21 protein-coding genes and 1 tRNA gene are annotated in these 25,024 nt (G+C 66.7%); 15 read left to right on the forward strand and 7 right to left on the reverse strand.

The window, feature by feature from the left end:
* The first annotated feature begins 33 nt into the window (after nucleotides 1-33).
* Both G9473_RS01305 and G9473_RS01310 read left to right on the forward strand, forming a co-directional pair.
* Nucleotides 34-1,899, forward strand: coding sequence for a S8 family serine peptidase (locus tag G9473_RS01305; RefSeq protein ID WP_291135222.1), 1,866 nt, complete (start codon nucleotides 34-36; stop codon nucleotides 1,897-1,899).
* The gene (locus G9473_RS01310) at nucleotides 1,899-2,540 is read left to right on the forward strand and encodes a hypothetical protein (protein WP_291135224.1); all 642 of its coding nucleotides are present in this window, start codon (nucleotides 1,899-1,901) and stop codon (nucleotides 2,538-2,540) included. Before G9473_RS01305 ends, G9473_RS01310 begins: the two co-directional genes overlap by 1 nt.
* Here G9473_RS01310 and G9473_RS01315 read toward each other — a convergent pair.
* From G9473_RS01315 to G9473_RS01325, 3 genes are all read right to left on the reverse strand, one after another.
* Entirely contained in the window at nucleotides 2,491-3,117 is a 627-nt protein-coding gene (locus G9473_RS01315) for an aspartyl/asparaginyl beta-hydroxylase domain-containing protein (protein WP_291135226.1), read from the reverse strand. The two genes, G9473_RS01310 and G9473_RS01315, sit on opposite strands and share 50 nt — an antisense overlap.
* A 214-nt stretch (nucleotides 3,118-3,331) precedes the next feature.
* Nucleotides 3,332-6,043, reverse strand: a complete 2,712-nt coding sequence (locus G9473_RS01320) for a TonB-dependent receptor (protein WP_291135228.1) — start codon at nucleotides 6,041-6,043, stop codon at nucleotides 3,332-3,334.
* A 124-nt stretch (nucleotides 6,044-6,167) separates the two neighbouring features.
* Nucleotides 6,168-7,730: a hypothetical protein gene (locus G9473_RS01325; protein ID WP_291135230.1), complete on the reverse strand. Its 1,563-nt coding sequence runs from the start codon at nucleotides 7,728-7,730 to the stop codon at nucleotides 6,168-6,170.
* 322 nt (nucleotides 7,731-8,052) lie between these two features.
* On the opposite strand from G9473_RS01325, the gene G9473_RS01330 reads away from it, so the two are divergent.
* The 11 genes from G9473_RS01330 (at nucleotide 8,053) to G9473_RS01380 (ending at nucleotide 20,824) form a co-directional block, all read left to right on the forward strand.
* Complete coding sequence (locus G9473_RS01330) at nucleotides 8,053-8,448, forward strand: tetratricopeptide repeat protein (protein WP_291135232.1); 396 nt, start codon at nucleotides 8,053-8,055, stop codon at nucleotides 8,446-8,448.
* Between the two features lie 176 nt (nucleotides 8,449-8,624).
* A complete protein-coding gene (locus G9473_RS01335; RefSeq protein ID WP_291135234.1) occupies nucleotides 8,625-9,350 on the forward strand; it encodes a lytic transglycosylase domain-containing protein in 726 nt (241 codons plus the stop codon).
* A gap of 80 nt (nucleotides 9,351-9,430) precedes the next feature.
* Complete coding sequence (locus G9473_RS01340) at nucleotides 9,431-9,691, forward strand: TrbC/VirB2 family protein (protein WP_291138159.1); 261 nt, start codon at nucleotides 9,431-9,433, stop codon at nucleotides 9,689-9,691.
* Nucleotides 9,692-9,697: 6 nt separating this feature from the next.
* On the forward strand, nucleotides 9,698-9,982 hold the full coding sequence (locus G9473_RS01345; RefSeq protein ID WP_291135236.1) for a VirB3 family type IV secretion system protein: 285 nt from the start codon (nucleotides 9,698-9,700) through the stop codon (nucleotides 9,980-9,982).
* A 43-nt stretch (nucleotides 9,983-10,025) separates the two neighbouring features.
* On the forward strand, nucleotides 10,026-12,467 hold the full coding sequence (locus G9473_RS01350) for a VirB4 family type IV secretion/conjugal transfer ATPase (protein WP_291135237.1): 2,442 nt from the start codon (nucleotides 10,026-10,028) through the stop codon (nucleotides 12,465-12,467).
* Nucleotides 12,464-13,666, forward strand: coding sequence for a type IV secretion system protein (locus G9473_RS01355; protein ID WP_291135239.1), 1,203 nt, complete (start codon nucleotides 12,464-12,466; stop codon nucleotides 13,664-13,666). Before G9473_RS01350 ends, G9473_RS01355 begins: the two co-directional genes overlap by 4 nt.
* Nucleotides 13,663-14,469: a TrbG/VirB9 family P-type conjugative transfer protein gene (locus G9473_RS01360; protein ID WP_291135242.1), complete on the forward strand. Its 807-nt coding sequence runs from the start codon at nucleotides 13,663-13,665 to the stop codon at nucleotides 14,467-14,469. The genes G9473_RS01355 and G9473_RS01360 overlap by 4 nt, the downstream gene beginning before the upstream one ends.
* A gap of 37 nt (nucleotides 14,470-14,506) precedes the next feature.
* Complete coding sequence (locus G9473_RS01365) at nucleotides 14,507-15,640, forward strand: TrbI/VirB10 family protein (RefSeq protein ID WP_291135243.1); 1,134 nt, start codon at nucleotides 14,507-14,509, stop codon at nucleotides 15,638-15,640.
* Between the two features lie 11 nt (nucleotides 15,641-15,651).
* Entirely contained in the window at nucleotides 15,652-16,704 is a 1,053-nt protein-coding gene (gene virB11 / locus G9473_RS01370; protein WP_291135245.1) for a P-type DNA transfer ATPase VirB11, read from the forward strand.
* 325 nt (nucleotides 16,705-17,029) lie between these two features.
* Nucleotides 17,030-19,240, forward strand: a complete 2,211-nt coding sequence (locus G9473_RS01375; RefSeq protein WP_291135247.1) for an RNA degradosome polyphosphate kinase — start codon at nucleotides 17,030-17,032, stop codon at nucleotides 19,238-19,240.
* 15 nt (nucleotides 19,241-19,255) lie between these two features.
* Nucleotides 19,256-20,824, forward strand: coding sequence for a Ppx/GppA family phosphatase (locus G9473_RS01380; RefSeq protein WP_291135249.1), 1,569 nt, complete (start codon nucleotides 19,256-19,258; stop codon nucleotides 20,822-20,824).
* 116 nt (nucleotides 20,825-20,940) lie between these two features.
* Here G9473_RS01380 and G9473_RS01385 read toward each other — a convergent pair whose 3' ends face one another.
* Nucleotides 20,941-21,816 (reverse strand): queuosine precursor transporter, encoded by an 876-nt coding sequence (locus tag G9473_RS01385; protein WP_291135251.1) that lies wholly within the window; start codon nucleotides 21,814-21,816, stop codon nucleotides 20,941-20,943.
* 73 nt (nucleotides 21,817-21,889) lie between these two features.
* On the opposite strand from G9473_RS01385, the gene G9473_RS01390 reads away from it, so the two are divergent.
* Nucleotides 21,890-21,966, forward strand: a tRNA-Arg gene (locus G9473_RS01390).
* Between the two features lie 84 nt (nucleotides 21,967-22,050).
* Nucleotides 22,051-22,908 carry a hypothetical protein gene (locus G9473_RS01395; RefSeq protein ID WP_291135253.1) on the forward strand — a complete coding sequence of 286 codons (858 nt, stop codon included), beginning with the start codon at nucleotides 22,051-22,053 and terminating at the stop codon, nucleotides 22,906-22,908.
* Nucleotides 22,909-23,139: 231 nt separating this feature from the next.
* Here the strand turns inward: G9473_RS01395 and G9473_RS01400 are convergent, their stop codons facing one another.
* The 3 genes from G9473_RS01400 to G9473_RS01410 form a co-directional block, all read right to left on the reverse strand.
* Nucleotides 23,140-23,940, reverse strand: a complete 801-nt coding sequence (locus tag G9473_RS01400) for an NUDIX domain-containing protein (RefSeq protein ID WP_291135254.1) — start codon at nucleotides 23,938-23,940, stop codon at nucleotides 23,140-23,142.
* 443 nt (nucleotides 23,941-24,383) lie between these two features.
* Nucleotides 24,384-24,713, reverse strand: a complete 330-nt coding sequence (gene grxD, locus G9473_RS01405; protein WP_291135256.1) for a Grx4 family monothiol glutaredoxin — start codon at nucleotides 24,711-24,713, stop codon at nucleotides 24,384-24,386.
* A gap of 53 nt (nucleotides 24,714-24,766) precedes the next feature.
* Nucleotides 24,767-25,000 (reverse strand): BolA/IbaG family iron-sulfur metabolism protein, encoded by a 234-nt coding sequence (locus G9473_RS01410; protein ID WP_291135258.1) that lies wholly within the window; start codon nucleotides 24,998-25,000, stop codon nucleotides 24,767-24,769.
* Nucleotides 25,001-25,024: the final 24 nt, after the last annotated feature.

Here is a 25,024-nt window from a genome sequence, read left to right on the forward strand (position 1 = left end):
CGCGTGATCGCCGAAAGACGAAGGGGAAATTGAATGCGCCGGACGATCGCGATCGCCTCTCTTGTTGCCGCTGCCATGACCGTGACGCCCGTGCCCGGCCTCCTCCAGTCCCCGCTCGCCGCGCAGGATGCGGGCGACGATGACGACGACGATGATGACGACGGCGGTTTCGAGGACGAAGACGATCTCGACGATCCCGACGACGATTACGGCGACGACGATTACGGCGAGGATGATCACGGCGACGACGATTACGGGGATGGCGGGGACGAGGATGGCGGGGAGGAAGGCGACGAAGCCGGTGGCGACGACTTCGAGGATGATGGTTTCGGTGACGACGACTTCGAAGACGATGAACCGGGCGACGACGACTTCGGCGAAGACGAGCCCGGAGATGGCGATCCGGCGGACGATGATGCGGCAGAAGACGACTTCGAGGACGATGAGACAGGCGACGACGACCTGGATGATGAAGTCGGAGACGACGACTTCGAGGACGACGGAGCCGAGGACGACGGGGCCGAGGATGACGCAGGGGAAGACGGGTCGGCAGACGACGATCTGGACGACGCGATGTCGCAGGACGACGACGACGACGCGGAAGAGAGCGATGGCGGCGATGACGACGATGGCGGCGACGATCGCGAAGACGACGAAGGCGAGAGCGACGAAGGGGACGACGACGAGCGCGAAGACGATTATCGCGATGAAGATGACGACGACGGGGACGACGACGGGGACGACTACGAGGCGGACGAATATGAAGGCGGCGATGACTACACGCCTCCCTCGGACCAGTGGGAATATGCCTCGATTGAAACCGCCGCCGAACGCAGCGAACTCGACGAGCGCGACCGGATCGACACCGACCGCGAGGGCTTTCGCTACCGGCGCGCCGAATTCGTCGCGCTCGACCTGACGCGCGAGGATCTCGACCTGCTGCGCGCCGGCGGCTTCGACATCCTGGAAAGCGAGGAACTCGACAGCCTCGACGGCACGCTGCACCTGCTGCGCGGCCCCCCGGTCGGTTCCGACGAGGATTCGCTCGATGCGGTAGAGGCTGTCGCCGATCCCGACGTGTTCGGCTTCAACCACCTGTTCGACGGTTCATCGGTCCGCACGCGGCGCAAGCGCGATGGGAGCATACCCCGCCGTCTCGCCTGCGGATGCGAGATCGGATTGATCGATACCGGCGTCGCGACGAAGCTCTCCCATTTCGGCCATGTCTCCGTGGTCCAGCGGGCTTTCAACGGGCGCAAAGCGAAAGTGCGGCCCGGTCTCCACGGCACGGCGGTCGCGCATCTCATGGCCGGGACCGAAAGGCATCCCGCGCGGCCCACGACAATCTACGTCGCCGACATCTTCAGCGGCCCGCGCTCGACATCGGGCTCGAGTTTCGCGCTGATCAAGGCGCTCGACTGGCTCGCGAGCCGGGGCGTTCCGGTGATCAATGTCAGCCTCGCGGGGCCGAGCAACCCTGCGGTCGCGAGCGCGATCGAGCGGCTCACGAAGCGCGGCCATGTCGTCGTCGCTGCAGCCGGGAACGACGGGCCGGCCGCGCCGCCCGTTTTTCCCGGTGCCTACAGGGGTGTCGTCGGCGTGACGGCGGTCGACGGCGCGAACCGGATCTATCGCTATGCCAATCGCGGCGCCTATATCGATTTCGCCGCCCGCGGCGTGGCCGTCACGGCGATCGATGCGCGCGGGAGCGTGCGCGATGCGACGGGCACCTCGTTTGCCGCGCCGCTGGTCGCCGCGCGTGTCGCAGGCGAGCTGCGCCGACCGGACAGCGCCCGTTCGCGGCAGGTGATCCGGGCACTCGAAGCGCGTGCGCGCGATCTCGGGCCGCCGGGGCGCGATCCGATCTACGGCGTGGGCCTCGTCGAGGGGAGCGATTGATGCCCGCCTTGCTTGCAGCCGCGCTGTCCCTTGCAGGGCCGGTTCCGCTTCCCCGCTACAATCCGGGCGATGCCTTCGTGTTTTCCGATGGTCGGGTCGAGCGCGTGGTCGCGGACGAAGGCGATCACGTCGTCTGGCGCGGCCTTCGCGGGCCTTCCTACAGGCGCAGCCGGAATTTTATCGTGCCGGTGCTGCGCTGGCGCAGCGGGCGCGGACTGGGCGCTCGCAAGGTCCGCGGCGATCCGGACCGCTTGTGGCCGATCGAAAAGCCGCGCTCGGTGCGGTTCCGGGTGATCACCGAGACCCGCAAGCATCCGCGCGCCGCGCGCAGGCGCTCGGTCGCGATGTGGGTCTGCAAGTCGAGCAAGCCTCGCAGCTTCGCCGTGCCCGCGGGGACTTTCGAGGCCATACCCTTCCTGTGCGATCGCTATTCGACGACGACCATGCGGCTGATCGAGCGGCGCGAATGGGATTATGCGCCCGCGCTCGGCCACTACATCCGCCGGGTGCGGCATCATTACCTGCGCGGCACCTTCTCCAGCATCGAACTGGTCGCCGCGCTGTCGGGCCCGGCGGCCACCGAGGCACGGATCAAGGCGCTGTCGCGCAAGGCTCGTGCCGATCGGCTCGCGGAGAGGTAATGCCGATGCGCTTGCCTGCCGAACCGAATGCCGACTCCGGGCGGAGCGGCCGCAGGTCGAAGATCAGGTGAATGCGGTCGGTGTCGCCGTCGTTGCAGGCCTCGTGCTCCTGGTCATTGTCGAACCACCACAACTCGCCTGCGCGCATCCGGACTTCCTCGTCGCCCGCGCGCATCCACGACCCGCTCGAACGCAGCACCAGGTGAAAGCGGTCGCGTGCGCGGTAATATTCGCCCCGGTCGATATGCGGATAGACGCGGTTGCCCGGCGGCAGGCAGACGAGCTTCGCCCGCGAAAGCTCGCCGCCGAGCGTCCGGGCCGTTTCCTCGAGGAAGGCGCGAGCGAGCGGGAAGCGCTGCGATCCGGTGGTCCAGCGGCTTTCGTGCACGTCCCGGCGCTGGCGCCCGGCAATCGCCGAGGCGCGCAGGCCCCGCAGCGGGATCGCCTTCGCTTCGCGCTGCACGGCGATTTTCTCCTGCCTGCCGCGGTTCTCGTCAAAGGCGGCATCGACGGCGGCGATCTCCGCGAGCAGTGGCGCAGGATCGATGCCGTCTCTCAGCAATCTGAAATATTTCACGTCCGTTCCTTCTCCGCGGCCATTCAGCGTCATCTGCCAACGGGGCAGGCGCACGGTTTATTCCCTGCACCGTGTGAATACCGTTGCGATGAGCCTCCGGGGGCTGCTGCTGCGGGAGCACGGCCCGATCTTTGGCGCGCCGCCTGTTCGCGCCGCGCACGAAAAAGCCGCGGCACGCTCTCGCGCGCCGCGGCTCCTTTCGTTGCGGTAGCGGTCAGAACTTCGCGGTCACGCCCAGGGCGAAGCGGGTTCCGACGTCGAAGGTGTTGATCTCGATCCGGTTGCCGTTGAGCTCCTGGAATTCGAAATTGTCGCGCCCGAAGATGTTGCGGACCTCGAAGCTCAGCTCCAGCGGAAGGCCGCCGATGCCGACTTCGCTGCGGGCGACGAAATCGACCGTCAGGCCGGGATCCTCGACCACGTCGGGAAGCGGTCCGCCGCGCAGGGTCACGCGCTCGCTCGCGTAGTTGAACAGGAAAGTCGCCTGCTGGGTCTTTTCCGTGTCCTCGAGCCCGATGGAAACGTTCGCGATGTGGTCCGACTGGCCCACCAGCGGTGCGCCGTCGTCGAACAGGTTGAACGCGTTCTGGGTCGGGTTGCCGGGGATCGGGGCGATGTCGCCCTGCGCCACCGAAATCGACGACTGCGTGTAGGTGTAGTTGGCGAGGATCAGCAGCTGCTTCGTCTCGAAGAAACTGCCGCCGAGGTCATAGAGGTCGATCCCGTAGACGAGATCGATCTCCGCGCCATACAGCTCCGCCGCCGGGGCGTTGGCGAAGCTGGTGAGGATCTGGCCCGAGGCGTTGATGAGGTAGTTCTCGATCGGGTTGTCGATTTCCTTGTAGAACCCTGCGAGGCTGACCCGGTTCGGCCCGCCGAGGTAATATTCGGCGCGGCCTTCGAGGTTGAGAAGCTCGCTGTCCTGCAGGAAGGGGTTGCCGCGGAAACGGCGGTTCGATTCCGGATCGAAATAGGTCTGCTCGACCAGCTCGCGGAACTGCGGGCGGGCGATGGTCTGCGAGGCCGACAGGCGCAGCTGCAGGTCGGGGATCGCTTCCCAGGTGATCGTCGCCGAGGGGAGGAAATAGTCGTTGGCGATGTTGGTCGCCGTCGCGCCCGCGATCGGCGTGTTGAAGATCGACTGGTCGAGCTCGACCACCTGCACCGCGTCCTCGTAACGCACGCCCGCCTCGATCGTCAGCGTGTCGGTTGCGAGCCAGCGGGCAAGGCCGTAGCCCGCGTGCACTTCGAGAGCGGCGTCGAACACGGGGAAGGGCGTCGCCTCGGTCAGCGTGACGTCGAAGCCTGCAAGGGTCGCGCCGTTGATGATGTCGCCCGGACGGCGCAGGCCGACCGCGACCGCGGCGATCTCGTCAAGAGAGGCGAGGTCGGGATTGGTCACGTCGGGCGAGATGAAGGGGCGGAACTCGCGGCTCGAGGACCGCCGGTCGGTGTCGTTGTAGGCATAGCCGACGGTCAGATCGAGCGTGTCCATCACCTCGTAGGAGAGGTCGATGCCGCCGAAATAATTCTCTTCCTTGAGATCGTCGAAGGCGACCGTGCTGATGCCGGCATCGGACAGCTGGTTGAAATAGGCGACGAACAGGTCGCCGAACGGGTTCCCCGGCAGGTTGGTGCGGGTGTAGCTGACGGTCGTGTTGAACGGCGCCTCGCGGTCGGTGCGGGCGTATCCGCCGCGCAGGTCGATGTCGAGCCGGTCGAAATCGAGCTCGGCGACGATCTGGCTGTCCATCAGCTGGCGTTCGAACCAGGCGGTCTGCTGGTTCTGGAAGTCGAAGCCGGTGACGCCCGGGAAGATGTCGAAGCCTTCGGCAAGGCGCGCGGTCTTGAGCGTGTCGCGGATATAGAGATTGGTCCAGCGCACGGTGTGCTCGCCGACGTCGAGCCCGATGCCGAGCAGGCCGTTCACCAGCACGTTCTCGTCGGTGATGAAGGTCTCGGTCTGGGCGAAGAGTTCCGACAGGTCGCTGCTGCCCTGCTGGGAGAGGACCTGGCGGTTGCGCAGGCTGTTCTTGATCGAAGCGGTCGCGATCACGCCGAGATAGGTGTCGCCGCCCAGTTCGAACGAGGCCCCGCCGGTGATCGAGCCGGAGAAATTGGGGCGCTGGTCATTGACCCGCTGGAGGGTGACGAGATTGAGCGGCATGAGCTGCCCGGCAATGCCTTCCTGTACCGACACGGGCACGGTCCCGATCCGCTCGCCGCTGTCGAAGAAGGCTTGCAGGTTGGACGGAATGTCCCGGTTGCCGTTGTCGAAGCCGAACGAGTCCCAGTTCGAGCCGAAATAGGTCAGGCCGTTGACGAAGGTCGTCTCGGTGTCCCCGCTCATCCCGATCGAGACGTTGAGGAAGTCGTCGACCGGCACGGCCTTGGTCGTGAGGTTGATCACGCCGCCGCCGAATTCGCCGGGATAGTTCGCCGAATAGGTCTTCTGCACGAGGCTCGAGGCGACCACGTTGGTCGGGAAGATGTCGAGCGGCACGACGCGGCTCAAGGGTTCGGGGCTGGGCAGGGGCAGGCCGTTCAAAAGCGCGAGCGAGTAGCGATCGCCCAGGCCACGCACGAAGACGCGGCCGTCGCCCACCACCGACAGGCCGGTGACGCGGCCGAGGGCGCCCGCGATGTCGCCTTCGCCGGTGCGCGCGATATCCTCTTCGGACAGGACGTTGAGAACCTGGGTCGAGGCGCGCTCGGGATTGCGGGTGCGCCGCCCGGTGACGATGATGCCGCCGCCCGGAACGGAGATCTCGGGCTGGTCGAAGTCTTCCTCTTCCTCGACGCCCTGAACGTCGTCCGTCAGTTCGTCCTCGCTCGCCTGGCCGGTTTCCTGCGCGTGAAGCAGCGAGGGAAAGGTGAGCGACGTGGTGAGAAGCAGCAGCCCTGCCAGGCGCGTGCCGGTCGACATAATGTGAGACCCCCTCATGAATAGGCCTTGATAATGGTGCGGGCCGGCTGCGGCCCTATGCAGGGGAACCCGCGGGAGGCCGCGCGCTCATCGCGCACGCCCCCCGCGGGTCCGTCAGGCATGATCAGTAGATCGGCAGCGAGGTGCAGGACCCGGTCGCGCTGCCGAAGTCGAGCGTCGCCGAGTTGCAGGTCCAGTCGCCGAAATCGGCCGAGAGGTCGCTTTCGACCGCGCCGATCGCCGCCGGCGTGCCGAAGAAGGTCGAGCGCACCGAGGCGTCGAACACCGGGTGGCCGTTCTCGTTCGCGCCGTTCACGACGAGGTCGGTCAGCGTAATGGCGAAGGTCAGGTCGTTGTTGGTGCCGGCATCGACCACCGCCTGGACCTCGGCATCCGAAACGCCCGACGAACCGCGCACCGGGCGGTTGGCCCCGTCGCAGACCACCGAATCGAAGCCGATGATGGCATTGAGGGTGATCGTCTCGTCGATGCGGATGCAGACGTCGTCGTCGGTGTCCACGTCGATCACGCCGTTGGTCAGGCTCAGCGCCGCACCGCCACGCGCACGCACCGCCTGGCCCGAGGCCGACGAACGCTGCACGAAGGTGAAGTTGTTCACCTGGAACTCGGTCTGGGGCAGGGCATCGCCCGGCGTGCCGTCGGCGAGGTCGTCGGGCGAATCGAGTTCGATGATCGAGTCGCCGGTGTTGGCGCGCTGCACCACGAGCACCGTGTCGAGATTGACCTTCGCGCCGGTGTCGACGTCGAGCGAGTCGTCCGAGGCGCCGACCACGGCGATCTCGCTGCCGTCGAAGCCGCCGCCGAAGAATTCGAGGCCGTCATCCGAGCTGTTGAACGACAGCACGTGGTTGATCGTCGTGCCGCGACCCATGCCGCCGGTGGTCAGCGACTGCAGCTCGTTGGCCTGCTGCAGTTCGAAGCCCGAGAAGCGGATCTGGTTGTAGGTGAACGAACCCGAGCTGTCGTCGATGTCGGTCCCGCCGAAGGGGGTGGCGACCACGGTGCCTTCGAGCTGCTGTTCGCACTGGGCGTTGGCATTGGGCGCGCCCGGCGTGTTGAAGACCTGGTCCGAGCAGTCCGAAACCGGCGCGCGGCCGAGCAGGACGACGCCGCCCCACTGGGCCTGCGAGTTGTCGTTGCTGAGGCCGAGCAGGTTGTCGCGGCTGGTCCAGATGATCGGGCGGGTCGGGGTGCCGTCCGCCTCGATCGCGTTGCCGCGGTTGACGACGAAGAACGATTCGGCCTGGGCGATGAAGATCGCGCCCGGCTCGACCGTCAGGGTGACGTCGGTGCCGGTGCTGTTGAAGCCCTGGTCCGTGCCGACGTTCACGCGGTTGTTGATCTGGTACACGAGGCCGTTGATGAACGGCAGGTTGTCGTCGACGTCGAAGGTCGTCGGCAGGGTGCAGACGCGGTATTCGCCGGTCGGGCCGGACAGCGTGCCGGCATCGGTAAGGCCGCCGGTCGAGGCGATCGTCGGGCAGCCCGCGGCCGGGGTCACCTGCGCCTGGGTCGGCGTCGGGGTCGGCGTCGGCGTGGGCGTCGGCGCCGGGTTGTTGATGATGATGTCGCCGCTGGTGCCGGGCGAGACGATTTCGTCCGCGCCGCAGCCGGCCAGAGCGACCAGGCTGCAACCCAGGACGAGAGTGCGTTGAATCTTTTTCACAGCGAGCGGTCCCCTCAAAAACCGAGAATCGAACAAAGCGCGTCGGTTGAATGCGCAAACGGGGCGCTAGGGGCGGCGCATGACACTATTCTTTCACTGTGACGGCGATGATGAAATTCGTGTCACATGACCGAAAAAAGACAAATACGACAAATCCGGCGCGCGTGGCGGGTGCGCTGTATGACGTTTTTGTAACATTTATGCCACTGAAAAATAGGGATAATCTCGCATAAGATTGCGATTTTGCGACAATGTTACAGTTCTATTGCGTTTTCGAGACTCCTGCCGCATCATGCTCGGCAAGAAACAAGGAGACGCAGACATGGCCCTCATCAAGACCATCGCCGGGGCAGGGCTTCTCGCCCTCGCTTTCGCCGCGCCCGCCCATGCACAGGATGCAAGCGGGACGCTCGCTGCCGAAACCCTCGCCGAAGGGCGCCAGGCCGATGCGATTCGCGCGCTCGAACGCGAACGCGCCGCCGCGCCGGGCGATGCCGCGGTGCTGATCAATCTCGGCATCGCCTATGCCCAGGCGGGCGACGAGGCGCGCGCGAAGGATCTTTTCGAAGCCGCTCTGACCAGCGACGACGTGATCCTGCTCAAGACCGCGGCGGGCGACGAAACCGATTCGCGCCGCCTCGCGCGCAAGGCGCTCAGGATGCTGCGCGACGGCGAATTCCGCCCGGCGGGCAGGGAGTCGCTCACTTTGCGCGATTGAACGGCCGCAAGCGGACGGGAATCGGAAGGACCGGGGCGGGCGAAGGCCAGCTCCGGTTTTTTCGTGCGCGCGCGGGCGGCGCTGTCGTGCCGACCGCCTTTTTCGCGGGAAATGCACGGGCTTCTGGGCTAGGGTGGGGCGAGAGAGTTCACGCGAATGTCACCCGCCTGTCACGAATGATCGACAAGGGGGCGGGATTGGAGGGTCCCTCGATGATTCTCGCACGTGCGAGCAGACTTGGCCTTTGGACCGCTTTCACCGCCGCCTTCGCTTTCGGCACGGTCGCGGCGAAGGCCGACGTGATGGAAGTCGATGCGGACGGCGCCCGCTGGGTCGCCGGGGGCGCGAGCGTTTCCGATTCGGTCCTCGTCGGCGGCGGCGAGGAACTGGCCGCCGTCTACGCCTCGTCCGATCCGGCCGACCCGCTGGTCATTCCTGACGGCGCGCTTCCCGAGAGCCTGCCCGAGGCCGCGGTCGCCGACCCCGCTGCCCACGCCGCCGCGATCCCGCCCGCCTATGCCGCCAAGGTCCACGAACTCGCCCGCCGCTTCGACCTTTCGCCCGCCCTGCTCGAAGCGGTGGTGTGGCAGGAAAGCCGCTGGCGCGCCGATGCCGTTTCGCCCGCGGGCGCGCGCGGGCTCGCGCAATTGATGCCGGGCACGGCCGCTTACCTGCGGGTCGACCCGGACGACCCCCACGCCAATCTCGAGGGCGGGGCGCGCTACCTGCGCGAACAGCTCGACCGTTTCGACGGCGACCTCGAAAAGGCGCTCGCCGCCTATAATGCCGGGCCCGGACGGGTCGAGCGGGCGGGCGGCATCCCGAACATCCGCGAGACGCAGCGCTATGTCGCCGCGATCATGGGCCGCCTCGCCAGCCATTCCCGCCCCGCCGCCGAATAGTCGGAACGGAAACTTCAAGGACGATGGAACACCGAATGAACGCGCTTACCACTCTCCCGGCCCGGATCGCCGCTTTCCTGATGCTCGCGCTGGCCTCGCAGCCTGCCTTCGCGCAAGACCAGGCCGCGCGCTCGGAAAGCCCGATCACCGACGCGCTGCTATGGATGCAGGGCCTGCTGCTCGGCCCCATCGCGACGAGCCTTGCGGTGATGGCGGTGGCGGGCGTCGGCTTCATGATGCTCACGGGCCGGATGAACTGGCGCTATGGCGGCACGGTCATCATCGGCGTGTTCATCATCTTCGGCGCGCCGCGCCTCGTGAACTCGATCGGGGCGTTCTGACGAGCGATGAGCCAGCTTTCCCGCCATCCCGTCCACCGGACCCTGACGCGGCCGCAGATGTTCGCGGGCGTGACGCTGAACTTCTTCATCATCAACATGATGGTGACGACGATCGCGTTCCTGGTGCTCGATTCCTGGTGGATCATCCCCATCCCCTTCGTCATGCACGCGATCGGCTATTTTGCGTCCCTGCGCGAACCGCGTATCTTCGATCTGTGGATCACCAAGGTCTCGAAATGCCCGCGCGTGCCCAATTACAAGCGCTGGGGCTGCAACAGCTACGCCCCGTGACGATGCCCCACGCGAAACCCGGCCATCCAAGGGAGGCCCGCACATGGTGAAATGGATCGGACCCGCCGCCTGGAGCGCGAAGGAAGCGCGCGTGGGCGACCGGCTGCCCTATGCCCGCCTGATCGACGAGAGCACCGTGCTGCTGCGCGACGGCTCCGTGATGAGCGCGATCCAGGTCCCCGGCCTGCTGTTCGAGACCGAGGATTCGGACGCCTTGAACGCCCACGCCGCGACGCGCGAGGTGATGCTGCGCTCGACGCTCGATGCGCGCTTCGTGCTCTATCACCACGTCATCCGCCGCCGGGTCGAGGTCGAACTCGACGCGGAATTCGACGATCCGCTCAGCCGCCACATCGACGCGCGCTGGAAGGAGCGGCTGGCGGGCGGCTCGCTCTTCATCAACGACCAGTTCGTCACCCTCATCCGCCGGCCAGCACGCGGCAAGACGGGCCTGCCCGAACGCGTGGGCCGGTTCTTCTCGCGCCGGGGGCAGGAGGAACTGGACGCCGATCCCAAGGACATCCGCACACTCAAAGCGGCGATCACCGGCCTCGTCGCCTCGCTGTCTTCCTACGGCGCGAGCGTGCTGGCGGATTACACCTCGCCCACCGGCGGCATCAATTCGGAGATGCTGGAGCTGCTCTCCGCGCTCTACAACGGCGAGATGCGGCCCGTGCGGAGGCCCAACGACGATGTCGATATCGGCCATATGCTGCCCTATCGCCGGGCGAGCTTCGGGCTCGACGCGATGGAACTGCGCGGCTCGGGCGCGCCCGATTTCTCCGCCATCCTCGGCCTCAAGGATTACCCGGAGGCGACCTCGCCCGGCCTGCTCGACGGGCTGCTGCGCCTGCCTTACGAAATGGTCGTCACCGAAAGCTACGCGCCCAACGAACGCACCACGGCGCGCGAGCGGATCGACCTCGCGCTGAGGCGCCTGCGGTCGGTCGACGAGGAAGCCGCCGCCGAACGCACCGACATGATGAACGCGCGCGATGCGCTCGGCGCGGGATCGGTCGGCTTCGGCGACCATCACCTCACCGTGCTGGTGCGCGAGCGCGACCTGCCGCGGCTCGACGATGCCGCCGCCGCCTGTGCTGCCGCATTGGCCGACACCGGCGCGATCGCGGTGCGCGAGGACGTCAATCTCGAACCGTCCTTCTGGGCGCAGTTTCCGGGCAACGAGGACTACATCGTGCGCCGCGCGCTCATTTCCAGCGCCAACATGGCGGGCTTCGGCAGCTTCCACGGCTTCGCGCTGGGAAGCGCGGCGAACAACCACTGGGGCGATGCGGTCACCCTTCTCGAGACGACCAGCGCGACCCCGTTCTTCTTCAATTTCCACCACGGCGATCTCGGCAATTTCTCGGTCATCGGGCCGAGCGGATCGGGCAAGACCGTGGTGATGAACTTCCTCGCCGCGCAGGCGCAGAAGTTCAAACCGCGCACCATCCTGTTCGACAAGGATCGCGGCGCGGAGCTGTTCATTCGCGGGATCGGCGGGCGCTACGACCGGATCAATCCGGGCGAGCCGACCGGGTTCAACCCGCTCGCGCTCCCGGACTCGGCGGCGAACCGCGCCTTCCTGCGCGACTGGCTGGGCGTTCTGCTGAAGGCCGAGGGGCCGGAGGAATACGCCACCATCAGCGCGGCGGTGGACGCGGCCTATGCCAACGATTCGCGCCTGCGCCGCCTGCGCCACTTCCGCGAACTTCTCGCCGGCGCGCGCCGGCCCGAGCCGGGCGACCTTGCCGACCGGCTTTCGGCGTGGATCGGATCGTCCGACGGGGAAGGCGGCGAGCACGCGTGGCTGTTCGACAACGAACGCGACGCGCTCGATCTCGATGCCCGCGTGCTCGGTTTCGACATGACCGCGCTGCTGGAAAACCCGCGTCTGCGCACGCCGGTCATGATGTATCTCTTCCACCGCATCGACGAGAGGCTCGACGGCAAGCCGACGATGATCCTCATCGACGAGGGCTGGAAGGCATTGGACGACGAGGTTTTCGCCGCGCGCATCCGCGACTGGCTCAAGACGCTGCGGAAGCGCAACGCGCTGGTCGGTTTCGCGACGCAGTCGGCGCGCGATGCGCTCGAAAGCCGCATTTCCACCGCATTGGTGGAGCAGACCGCGACCATGGTCTTCATGCCCAATTCCCGCGCGCGGGCCGAGGATTACTGCGACGGCTTCGGCCTGACCGATCACGAACTCGCGCTGATCCGCTCGCTTCCTGCGCACAGCCGCTGCTTCCTCGTGCGGCAGCCCGATGCGAGCGTCGTCGTGCGCCTCGACCTGTCGGGCGCGCCCGAAGTGCTCACCATCCTGTCGGGCCGCGAAAGCGCGGTGCGGCGGCTCGACCTGCTGCGCGAGGCGGTCGGAGACGAACCGAGCGCATGGTATCCCGCGCTCACGAACCGGGCGTGGCCCGATGGATCGGGCGAAGTCGACGCCGACGGGCAGCCGGTCTGGCAGGCGGCGGAATGACGACCTCCTGCGATCTCGTCGCCCAGGACATGGGCGCAGGCGTCGCCGCGGCGCTGACCGCGGTGGACTGCATCGCCAGCCAAGTCAGCGAGCAGGCGTTCGGCCGCCTGTTCGGCGATGAAGGGCAGATGCGTTTCGTCCTCGTCTCGCTGCTCGTGTTCTACATCGCCTTCTTCGGCATTTCGCTGATGCTGGGGCGGTCGAACCTGTCGGTGCGCGCGCTCGTGCCGAAGATCCTGACCGTGGGGCTCGTCCTCACCTTCGCGACCAGTTTCGTCGCCTTTTCGACCTTCTTCTACAATGTCTTCGTGCTCGGCCCGGACTGGGTCGCGGGCGTGCTGACGGGGACCAAGGGTTCGGCCACGGCGACGTTCGCGCAGAAGCTCGATGTCGTCTTCCTCGCGGTGCAGGAAGCCTCGACCGGGCAGAGCGACATCAACGCCTTTTCCCCGCCGGGCATGATGTGGCTCGGCGCGATGCTGTTGCTGCTCGGCACGGTGGGCCTGCTGGTGACGGCGCGGATCGGCCTCGCGCTGCTGCTGGCGGTCGGGCCGATTTTCGTGGTGCTGGCGCTGTTTTCGGGCACGCGCGGGCTGTTCACCGGCTGGCTCAAGGGGATGACGATGCTCGCGCTCGCGCCGCTGTTTGCGGTGCTGGGCGGCACGATCATGCTCGAGATCGCCGTGCCGATCCTCGCCGCGCTGGTGGCGACGCCGGGCCAGATCGACCAGCAGGCGGCGATGGCCTTCTTCCTCGTCGGCGCGGTCCACGTGGCGCTGATGTTCATGGCGCTGAAGGTGACGACGACGATGGTTTCGGGCTGGCAGGTGTTCGGCCTTGCTGGAAGCGATAACGCGGGCCGGGGGATCGATACGACGCGCTCCTCCGCCTACGCCGCGCCCGCTGCGGCGAGCGCGGGAGCGGCGCGTCCGGCCCCGGCGCCCGCCGCGAGTTCCGCCCCGCGCCGGGTCGACGTCGCGGGTATCCGCACGGTCGCTCCGGCGAACGACTACGGCGGCGGCGCGGGCGGCGAGAGCGTCCGCGAGACGCGCGTCTATGCGACCTCTTCATCCGGCGGTCAGGCGGGCGAGGGCACACCCGCCGCTTCGCGCACGCGGGGCATCGGCAACCGCTTCCGGCCTGCCTCGAACCGCCCCGCGAAGGCCGCCGCCGCAACCAAGACGGAGACTTCCCGATGAAGCGCGCATTTCCCCTTGCGCTCGCGCTTGCCAGCCTCGCCGTTCCCGCCGCCGCGCAGGACTCCGCCGAGGCGGATCCCCGCCTCGTCACGCTCGTCTATGACGACGCGCAGGTCTACACGATCCGCGGGCGGGTGAAGGTCCAGACCACGATCAAGTTCCGCGAGGACGAGCGGATCGAGAACGTCGCGATCGGCGACTCGAAGGCGTGGCAGGTTCAGCCGAACAAGGCGCAGTCGATCCTGTTCGTCAAACCGCTCGAGCCGAGCGCGGCGACCAATCTCACCGTGGTGACGAGCAAGCGGACCTATCTCTTCGATCTCGTCGCTTCCCCGCGCAACCAGCCGCTTTACGTGATGCAGTTCTCCTACCCCGAGGCCGAAAAGGCCGAGCGCGAGGCGCGCCTTGCCGCCGCCGCTGCCGACAAGGCGCGCGAGGAGGCGAACGCGCTCGAAATGGCCGCGGCGAGCGATCCTTACGCGGTGATCGACCCGGCGCGGCTCAATTTCGAATGGGCGGGCGAGGGCGACAGGGAATTGCTGCCCGCGCGCGCCTATGACGATGGCGAGGCCGTGTTCCTGACATGGCCCGCGGGCACGCCGATCCCGGCGATCCTCGTCACCAACGAGCGCGGCGAGGTCGGGGCGGTCAATTTCACCGTGCGCGGCGATACTGTGGTGCTCGATGACGTGCCGGGGCAGATCGTCCTGCGTTCGGGCGACGACAGCGCGACGCTCACCAATCTCGGCCCGGCTCGCCCGCGCAGCGCGGATGCCGGGCAGGCCGGACGGAGGGGCTCGTGAGAACGAACTGCAAACCGAATGAAGGGGAGATGATCTGATGCGTCTTGCCATGCGACTGCCGCCGAAGAAGGGCGATGGAGCGACCGGAGCGGGCGACCCGCGCGAGCAGGAAAGCGCCGAGGTCATCGACCTTGCGAGCCGCAGCGCCTTTCCCGGCGTCGCCGACCGCAAAGCCAAGACCGACGGGCTCGGCCTTGCCGCGGGCGGGCTGATCGTGCTGGCGCTTGGGGCGACGACCTTCTGGGCGATGAACGCGCCGGAAACGCCTGCGCCCGAGCCTATCGGCAACCCGCAGGTCGCCCCGCCGCAGGCCGCCGCGCCCGCTCCGGTCGAAGCGCCCGCGCCCGCGCCTGCGACCGCGCAGCCGCTCCCCGACCCCGCGCCCGCGCCGATCCTCGCGCGCGATCCGGGGGCGGAGCCGGCCAATGCGGTGAACCCCTATGCCAGCCCCACGATGGTCTATGATGCGTCCACCGCCGCCGATTCCGTGCGCGTGGCGGAACCTGCCGGGGCGGCTGCTGCCGGGACCGCGCCCGCGACCGGCGCGACCGGCGCGAGCGGATCGGCCGCCGAATTCGCCAGCCGCATCGGCGGCGTCGGCGGCGCTCCGGCGCAGGCCCGCGCGATGGTCAACCCGACCACGACGGTGACCGAGGGAACGATGATCCCCGCCGTGCTGGAGACCGCGATCAACACCGACGTGCCCGGCTATGTCCGCGCCGTGGTGAGCCAAGACGTCAAGAGCTTCGACGGCAAGAAGGTGCTGATCCCGCGCTCCTCGCGCCTGATCGGCCAGTACCAGTCGGGCGTCCAGCAGGGGCAGAAGCGCGCCTATGTCATCTGGACCCGCCTGATCCGCCCGGACGGTGCCTCGGTCAACATCGCCAGCCCCGCGGTCGCCTTCGACGGGACGACGGGCCTTCCCGGCGATGTCGACACGCATTTCCTCAAGCGGTTCGGCTCGGGCCTGCTGCTGTCGGTGGTCGGCGGGCTGAGCGCGGTCGCGACCGGCGGCGTGGGCGGCGTCATCATCGCGGGCGGCGCGCAGAACGCGGCGAGCAGCGCGGTGCAGGCCGATGGGCAGGTCTCGCCCACCATCCGCGTGCGCGCGGGCGAGCCGATCCGCGTCTTCGCCGCGCGCGATCTCGATTTCAGCACGGTCACCGACTGAGCGGGGAGACGATGAGCGCGGAGATCCATCCCCTCGGGCATTCCACGCCGGCAGGAACGGGCAGCGAGCCGGTCGACGGGGAAGTGCCACGCGACAGCCTCGCCGACCTGTCCGAACGCAGTGTCTATCTCGACGCCTATCTCGCCCCGTTCCGTCGCTGGCTGCAGAAGGACACGGTGACCGAGATCATGGTCAACCGGCCCGGCGAGCTCTGGATCGAGGACGCGGCGAACCCCGGAATGCAGCGGATCGAGACGCCCGAGATCGACGACCGGCTGGTCCAGCGGCTCGCCGAACAGGTCGCGCGCGTTTCGCACCAGGGGATCAACCGCGAGCATCCGCTATTGGGCGCGACCCTGCCTGACGGGGCGCGCATCCAGTTCTGCGGGCCTCCGGCAAGCCGCCGGCACTGGGTCATGGCGATCCGCCGCCACCGGCGATTGGACCTGCCGCTCGACGCCTATGACACCGGCCCGCTCACCGGCGCGGATGCGCCCGCCATGCCCGATGCGCAAGGCGAGCCGATCGCCTTCCTGCGCGAGGCGATCCGGCAGCGCCGCACCATCCTCGTCTCGGGCGGGACCAGCACGGGCAAGACGACTTTCCTCAACGCCATGCTCGGCGAAATCCCGCGCCACGAACGCGTCGTGCTGGTCGAGGACACGCCCGAACTCAAGTTTCCGGGCGAGAATTCGGTCGGCCTCGTCGCGGTCAAGGGCGAGCTGGGCGAGGCCAAGGTGACCGCCAATGAACTGCTCCAGGCCGCGCTGCGCCTGCGGCCCGACCGGATCGTGCTGGGCGAGCTTCGCGGCGCGGAGAGCGTCTCCTTCCTGCGCGCGATCAACACCGGCCATCCGGGCAGTTTCTCGACCATCCACGCGAACAGCCTCAAGGGCGCGCTGGAACAGCTTTCGCTGATGGTGATGCAGACCGGCATCGGCCTGTCGCGCACCGACACCATCGCCTATGCGGCGAGCGTGATCGACGTGCTGGTGCAACTGGGCCGCGATGCGAACGGCAAGCGCGGCATCGTTGAGATCGCGGAGAGCCGCACGCTGGTTTGATTGCGGTCGTGGTGTGGTTCTCGCGGCCTTTTCGCGCGGCGCGGAGTCCCTGTTTGCGGTCGCGCCTTAGTGCGACGCGGACCACCCACCCGGCCACCATAGGGTAATGGTATCATTGGTGGCCGGGTGGGGAGGCGGGGTGGGTGGTCTGAACTCCCCGACAAAGACTCCGGGGTGGGAGGTCTGAACCCCCAACAAGGACTCCGCAGCGACACCCGCTTATCTGACATTCTTGTGACACTGCGCCTTTCGTGATTTACACGTGGCCATCATGCGAACATGGGGTGCGCGGCGCCGTGCCGCGCCCCGAGCCACGCCGGACACGATGAGCAGCACCGAGATCGCCTCGACCAAGAACCCCGCCTCCCCGCCTTCGCCGCAGCCCGGCGGGGCGGGCGAGGAAGCGCCCTATTTCAACCGCGAATTGTCCTGGCTCTCCTTCAACGAGCGCGTGCTGGCCGAGGCCGCGAACGAGGCTTACCCGCTGCTCGAACGCCTGCGATTCCTGAGCATTTCGGGGAGCAATCTCGACGAATTCATGATGATCCGCGTCGCGGGCCTCGTCGGGCAGGCGCAGCGCGGGATCGACAAGGTCGCGATCGACGGGCGCACGCCGACCCAGCAGCTCGCCGCGATCCGCGAACAGCTCGCGATCCTGTCCGACCGCCAGCAGGACATCTGGCGCGAGCTGCGCGTATTGCTGGCCGATGCCGGCATCCACGTCGCCGACGAACACCGCGTCGACCCCAGCGCGCACGAATGGCTCGAGCAGTATTTCCTCGAGGAAATCCTGCCCATCATCACGCCGCAGGCGCTCGATCCGGCGCACCCTTTCCCCTTCGTCCACAATGAAGGGATCGGCCTCCTCTTCACCCTGACGCGCGATGCCGACGGGGAACAGATCATCGAGATGATCCTCATCCCCAGCGCCCTGCCGCGCTTCGTGCGGGTGCCGGGGCAGGTCGAAGGCGCGGGCGGGGTGCCGGGCGAGGCGATCTACATCTCCATCGCGAGCCTCGTGCAGCGCTATGCCTCGAAGCTCTTTCCCGGCTTCACCATCCAAGGCGACGGTCTGTTCCGCGTGCTGCGCGACAGCGACATCGAGATCGAGGAAGAAGCCGAGGACCTCGTGCGCACCTTCCGCAGCGCGATCCAGCGGCGCAGGCGCGGGCAGGTGATCCAGCTCGAACTCGAAGAGGATTTCGACCCCGAGGCCGAAGCCGTCCTGCTCGACCAGCTGGGCGTGCACGAAGCCGCCGTCATCAAGACCGACGGCATGATCGGGATCGACGGGCTGTCCGAGATCGTCGGCGAGGACCGCCCGGACCTGAAATTCGACGCCTATTCCCCGCGCTATCCCGAACGCATCCGCGAACACGACGGCGACGCCTTCTCCGCGATCCGCGAAAAGGACATCGTCATCCACCACCCCTATGAAAGCTTCGAGGTGGTGGTCGATTTCATCCGCCAGGCCGCCGCCGACCCCGATGTGGTGGCGATCAAGCAGACGCTCTATCGCGCGGGCAGCCAGTCGGCGGTCATCAACGCGCTGATCGAGGCGGCGGAGAACGGCAAGTCGGTCACCGCGGTCGTGGAGCTGAAAGCGCGCTTCGACGAGGAACAGAACCTCAAGTGGGCGACCAAGCTCGAACGCGCCGGCGTGCAGGTGATCTACGGCTTCACCGACTGGAAGACCCACGCCAAGACCGCGATGGTGGTCCGCCGCGAGGAGGAGGGCTTTCGCACCTACTGCCACTTCGGCACGGGCAATTACCACCCGGTCACGGCCAAGATCTACACCGACCTGTCCTTCTTCACCGCCGACCCGAAACTGGGGCGCGATGCGGCCAAGATGTTCAATTTCGTCACCGGCTATGTCGAACCGCACAGCCTGGAAAAGATCCACATCGCGCCGATCGACCTGCGCGAGGAAATCTACCGAAGGATCGATGCCGAGATCGCCAATGCCGCCAAGGGCAAGCCCGCCGCGATCTGGATGAAGTGCAACCAGATCACCGACCAGGGCATGATCGACCGGCTCTATGCCGCGAGCGAGGCGGGGGTGAACGTCGAACTCGTCATCCGCGGCATCTGCTGCCTGCGCCCGGGCCTGCCCGGCCTGTCCGAGAACATCCGGGTGAAGTCGATCATCGGCCGCTTCCTGGAACATTCGCGCATCTACGCCTTCGCCAACGGCCATGCCATGCCGAGTCCGAAGGCCGCGGTGTTCATCTCGTCGGCCGACCTCATGGAGCGCAATCTCGACCGGCGGGTGGAATCGCTCATCCCGGTCGAGAACCGCACGGTGCACGACCAGGTGCTGCAGCAGGTGCTGCTCGCCAATATGCTCGACACCGAACAGAGCTGGTGGCTCAACGCGGACGGGACATACAGTCGCGTCGAAGCGGATGCGGGCAGCAAGCCGTTCAATTGTCACCGCTATTTCATGACCAACCCCTCGCTGTCGGGCCGTGGCGGCTCGCTCGAGGCGGGCGGGGTGCCCAAACTTTCGCTGCGCAAGGGGCGCGCAGGCTAGGACGTATTTCGAGGTATGACTTCCCGTAACAAGCGCCACGACCGCGACGGCGTTTTCGCAGGCAATCGCCCCGAACGGGCGATCATCGACATCGGCTCGAACACGGTGCGGCTCGTCATCTATGGCGGGTCGATGCGCGCGCCCACGGTGTTGCTCAACGAGAAAGTGACCGCGCGGCTCGGCAGCGAACTCGCCGCGACCGGGCGGCTGGGCGCGGAATCGGTCGAGCTCGCGATGCGGGCATTGAAGCGCTTCGTCCTGCTGCTCGACGATCTCGAGGTCGCCGATGTCGAATGCGTCGCCACCGCCGCCGTGCGCGAAGCGGCAAACGGTGGGGAATTCGTGGAGGCCCTGAGAGCGCTCGGGCTCCGCCCTCGCGTGATTTCGGGGGAGGAAGAGGGGCGGCTGTCGGCGATGGGCGTCGCGGGCGCCTTTCCGGGCGCAAGCGGGATGGTCGCCGATCTCGGCGGGGGCAGCCTCGAACTGGTGCGGTTGTCCGGCGACGAGACGCACGACGCCGCCTCGCTCCCGCTCGGCACGCTGCGCCTGCCCGATTTTCGCAAGGACGATCAGGTCGGCGGCGGGTCGAAGGACGTGCGCGCCGATATGCGCAAGGCGCTCGAAAAGGCGCTGCGCAAGGCGGGCTGGGACGCGGGCAGTTTCGGTGAGAAGGATGCGCGCACGCTCTATCTCGTCGGGGGCACATGGCGCGCGATGGCGGTTTTCGCGATGCAGGAGCAGGGCCACCCCCTGTCCGACCCGCACGGCTTCGAGCTGTCGCCGGGCGAGGCCGAGACGCTGGCGAAACGGCTCGCCGCGCAATATCCCGAGGATCTCAAGCCGCGCGAGCGGATTTCCTCGATGCGCGCGGAAAAGCTGCCCGATGCCGCGGTGCTGCTGCTCGCCCTGATCGGCCAGCTGGGGCCCGAGAAGCTGGTGTTCTCCTCGTGGGGGCTGCGCGAAGGGCTGCTCTACGACCGGCTCGCGCCGCACGCGCGCGCGCAGGACCCGCTGCTCGCCGGGATTTCGGTGTTCGCCACGCTGCGCGGCGCGCCGCCGCCGCTCGCCGCGCGGGTCGCCGCGTGGACCGTCGATGCCGCGCCTGCGCGCAAGCACGGCAGCGAACGCCTGCGCCTCGCGGCGACCCAGCTCGCGCTCGCCTCGATGCAGATCGAGCCCAATATCCGCCTGCCGCAGGCGATCGACTGGGCGCTGCACAAGCGCTGGATCGCGGTGGACGGCAAGGGCCGCGCGATGATGGCGGCGGCGATCGCGGCCAATGGCAACCGCACCGACCTGCCGCAGGAAGTCCACGATCTCGCCAGCGAGGAGGCCATCGCCGAGGCGCAGGTGTGGGGCTTCGCCACCCGGCTCGCCCGGCGGCTGGGCGCGCGCTCGCGCCGCTCGCTGCAGGTCAGCCGCCTTCTGGTCGAGGAGGAGGCGCTCGTCCTGCGGCTTGCGGAAAGCCACGCGGACCTGTTCGGCGTGCCGACCGAAAAGGACATGAAGCTGCTCGCCGGTGCCAAGGGGCTCGACTGGAGGGTCGACATCGTGCCGGACGAGGCGCTGAGGGCCGATGACTGACCTCGTTTCGGTCGCGCATTGGCGCGACGCGGGGGCCCTCCCCTCCAACAAAGATTCTCGGGTGGGAGGGCTGGGCCCTCAACAAGAGATCGCACCTAAATCCCTGCCAAGGCGCTTTAGACAGCCCTCTTCTCGCTCCCGAAGGGCGAGAAATCGGTGTCGATGTCGAACAGGTCGACCCCCTCGGCCTTTTTCAGCTTGCCGACGACGAGATAGGTGACGGGCGTCAGCAGCGCCTCCCACACGACCTTGAGCAGCCAGTTCGTCACCATCACGGTCACCACCGCCTCAGTGGTCCAGATGCCCCAGAAGGCGACGGGGTAGAAGATGAGGCTGTCCACGCCCTGTCCCACGACGGTCGAGCCGATCGTGCGGGTCCACAGCGCCTTGCCCTTCGTCCAGACCTTCATTCGCGCCATGACGTAGGAATTGACGAACTCGCCCGCCCAGAAGGCGGTGATCGAGGCGAGCACGATCCGCCACGTGCTGCCGAAGACCGAGACATAGGTCTGCTGGCACACCGCGCCCGCGACCGCGTCGGGCTCGCCCTGCATTTCAAGGCTGCCCGACGCCGCGCAGGTCCACCCGTCGAAGGCGGGCAGGCCGACGACGACCCAGCTCATGAAGGCGAGGAAGATCATCGCGGCGAAGCCCGTCCAGATCACCCGCCGCGCGCGGGCGAAGCCGTAGATCTCGGTGAGCACGTCGCCGATGACGTAGCCCAGCGGGAAGAAGAGGATCCCTGCGCCGTAGATGAACACCCCGTCGGGCGCGGGCCACCAGCCGTCGGGCCAGAAGGGCACTTCGAGAAAGGTCAGCTTGGCCGCGCCGATGATGTTCGACAGCAGCAGGATCGCGACGAAGCCCGCCATGACGAAATCGTAATAGCGGAACGTCACCGGCGCGCGGGAGGTCGCGCGGATGCCGTCGTTCGGATCGGTGTCGAAAGCTGCGCCGGGATCGGAGGCGGCGCCGGGGAGCGGGTTTTCCATCGGGCGCGAAGACTAGCGGTGTTTGCGCCTCCCGCAAAGCGCGCTAATGGACGCCTGTCCGCACGGCGGGCGCGCGCCCGTAGCTCATCTGGATAGAGCGCGAGACTTCTAATCTTGAGGCAGCAGGTTCGAGTCCTGCCGGGCGCGCCAATAACGCAGGGGATTAGGGTTGGTTAAGATTGTTACCTCGCTTGATCGGGTGAGGTTTGGGTAACAGGGGGCGCTATTCGTTCAATGTCTTCAGGCAATCAAGGTGATCGAATTGCGGCTCTAGCTAAGCAGGGTCAAGAGGACAGCAGTAGCAGTCAACGCGCCGGTGGGAATGATCAAGCAGCCAGTGGCGAAACTGGCGAGGTCTCAGCGCTTGTCGAGCAGTCGCCCCGCCCTGATGAAGCCGTAGAAGATCAGCAACAGGCTGAGGGGCAAGAGCCCGATCCCTACGCCGCGCGGGACATTATTGCCCAAGAGATGATGGCGGAAGCTTCCGTAGTCATGGCGGTCGCTGCGCTCCTGACATTCCTTGTTACGTTGACGGGCACATTTTTGATTTGGACTCAGGTTAAGCTGACCCGCAAAGCCGTCGAGGAAACTGGAGATGCGACTAAGGCAATGGTGGAGTCGAACAGAATCGTTCGTCGAAGCAGCCAACTGCAACTCGCGCCTTACATTGCCTTCACCAGTGCGAGTATAGGCATGAATGACGACGGAGACCCCATATGCACAGTATCATATAGGAATTTCGGGCAGACCCCAGCGGCCCACCTAAAGATTTTCGCAGGTCTGCACATAGGTGCGCCACCTGTCTTCGATGGGATTATTCCGCAGAAAGAGTTGTCTACACCCGATTACATTGCGCCGGGACAGACCTTGCACGCCACCATCACGATTGAGTGTTTGGAAGGCGTAGCAAACGATCTGCGGGATAGAATTGAAAATGGCGACATTTTGGTCTTGCCAATAACTATCGGCTACATCGCAAACCAATTTGTTGAGGATGTCCCTACGAGAGAAATCACGGCTACTTTCGTAGCTGACGACGATGCCGTTCGGTTGGGAAGCATGAGAATTCCGATCCCGGGGGAAATCGACTGACACGCCTCAAAAGAAGACTCCAGCCTTCGTTGAGGCAGTAGACACACTCACCAATGCGAGTGTCGAACCGAAAGAAAGCGTTACTCCCCATTCGCCCCGCCCACCTTGTCGGGCCACGCGTGGATGGCGTCATATTCCACCTGTTGCGAGGGCACGCGCAGCCGCTCGATAGCGCTGACGATCGAGCAAAGTCGCCTCAGACCTATGGCAGCCGACGTGAGTTGCGCATCCTCACCCCCGCGCGACGTCGTCGAGCACTTCCGCCGTCACCGGATAGCCCGCGTCCTCGAGGATCGTCAGCATCGGCTTGCCGTCGCGCTCTTCCACGCGGGGCATGATCGTGCGTACGGGGATCGCCTCGGCCTGCGCCCTGGCTTCGGCGAAGGAGGCGAACAGGGCGAGGCGTTCGAGGTTGCGGCGGGTGGGGAAGATGAGCTTGATCTCGCCGCGCTCCGCCGCCTCCAGCGCGCCCGCCGCCGTGGTCCAGAACAGGCGCGTGTTCTCGGCATGGTCGATCGACACGTCGACCGCGCCCGTGCCGAGATCGGCGAGGTAGAAGCGCGTGTCGTAGACCCGCACGATGTTCTCGTTCTTGGGAAACCAGCGCGCGAAGGGCGTGATCTGGGCGAGGTCCAATCGCCAGCCGAACGCCTCCAGCACCGGGGCGAGCGCGCCTTCGCGCATCAGCATGGCGCGCGCCTCGCCGGCTTTCACAGCGTCGATGTCGCCTGCAAGGCCGAGCGCGAGGCCCGTTTCTTCGAGCGTTTCGCGCACCGCGGCGATCTGGTGCGCGGCCTCGTCCGCATCCATCGCCCCGCCGCTCTCTCGCGCGATGTCTTCGCCGAGCGCATAGTCTTCGGGATCGACCCGTCCGCCGGGAAACACCGCCATGCCCCCGGCGAAGGTCATGTTGCGCGATCGGACCGTCATCAGGACCTCGGGCGGGCCGCCTTCGGGCGCGTTGCGGAAGATGATGATGGTGGCGGCCGGGATGCCTTCGCGCTGCGGCGCGGCCTTAGCGGTGTCGGTCATGGGAGAAGTCTTGGACCGGGCAGCGCGCTTTGCCAAGGGGGTGGGGCAATACGGGCGGGGCAGGTGTCGGGATAGCTTACATTTTGGCCTGTGGTTAACGCCGAGAAACCACGCAAATCCCTGTAATTCTGCCGAAACGCATTTTTGGCACACCCCCTGCATATGAGTGGGCAGCCCGAGTGGTCTTCGAAGAGGCGGACCTTTCCTGGTCTCTGGGTCCGGCCTCCCCGTAAAAAAGAACCGCCCCGCAAGTGCTTAGCGGGGCGGTTTCTTTTTGTGAGCGGGGCAAACGCAAACCTCGGTCCCGAAGTCTCATCACCAAGAGTGCGGCAAAGAGCTGGCCGACGCCGCAGGCGTCGCAAGGCCGACCGGCCGCCCGCAGCGATGCGGCCGCAAGGCCGCTTGAGCGAGGACAGGCGCGCCCGGATGGGCGCGCTCCGCCACTAAGACGCCTTGGCGACCCCGTTTTCGGCGAGCATGGTCTGGAGCTCGCCCGCCTCGAACATTTCCTTCATGATGTCCGAGCCGCCCACGAATTCGCCCTTGATGTAGAGCTGCGGAATGGTCGGCCAGTCGGAATAGGCCTTGATCCCCTGGCGGATTTCCATGTCCTGCAGCACATCGACGCTTTCATAGGCTACGCCGCAATGGTCGAGGATGTTCACCGCGAGGTTTGAAAAGCCGCACTGCGGGAAGAGCGGCGTGCCCTTCATGAACAGCACGACGTCGTTGTCACCGACGATGGAGGAAATGCGCGAATTGATGTCAGCCATGGCGGAAAGCTGTCCCCTCGAATTGGCAGTTGCTGGTCGATACGTCCCGAACGCTAGCTGGGAACGACGGTGGTCACTTGCAAGGCGTGGAGTTCGCCGCCCATCTTCTCGCCGAAAGCGGCGTAGACCATCTTGTGCTGCTGGACCCGGCTCTTGCCGGCGAATTGCGGCGCCGTGACGCGCGCGGCCCAGTGGTTGTCATCGCCCGCAAGGTCGGTCAGTTCGACCTTGGCCCCGGGCAGTTCCTGTTCGATCGCGGCCTTTATGTCTTCGCCTCGCATCGGCATGGGGCGGCTCCCTTGGTGTTCGTC

Origin of the sequence: Erythrobacter sp., assembly GCF_011765465.1 — a bacterium.
Lineage (GTDB): Bacteria > Pseudomonadota > Alphaproteobacteria > Sphingomonadales > Sphingomonadaceae > Erythrobacter.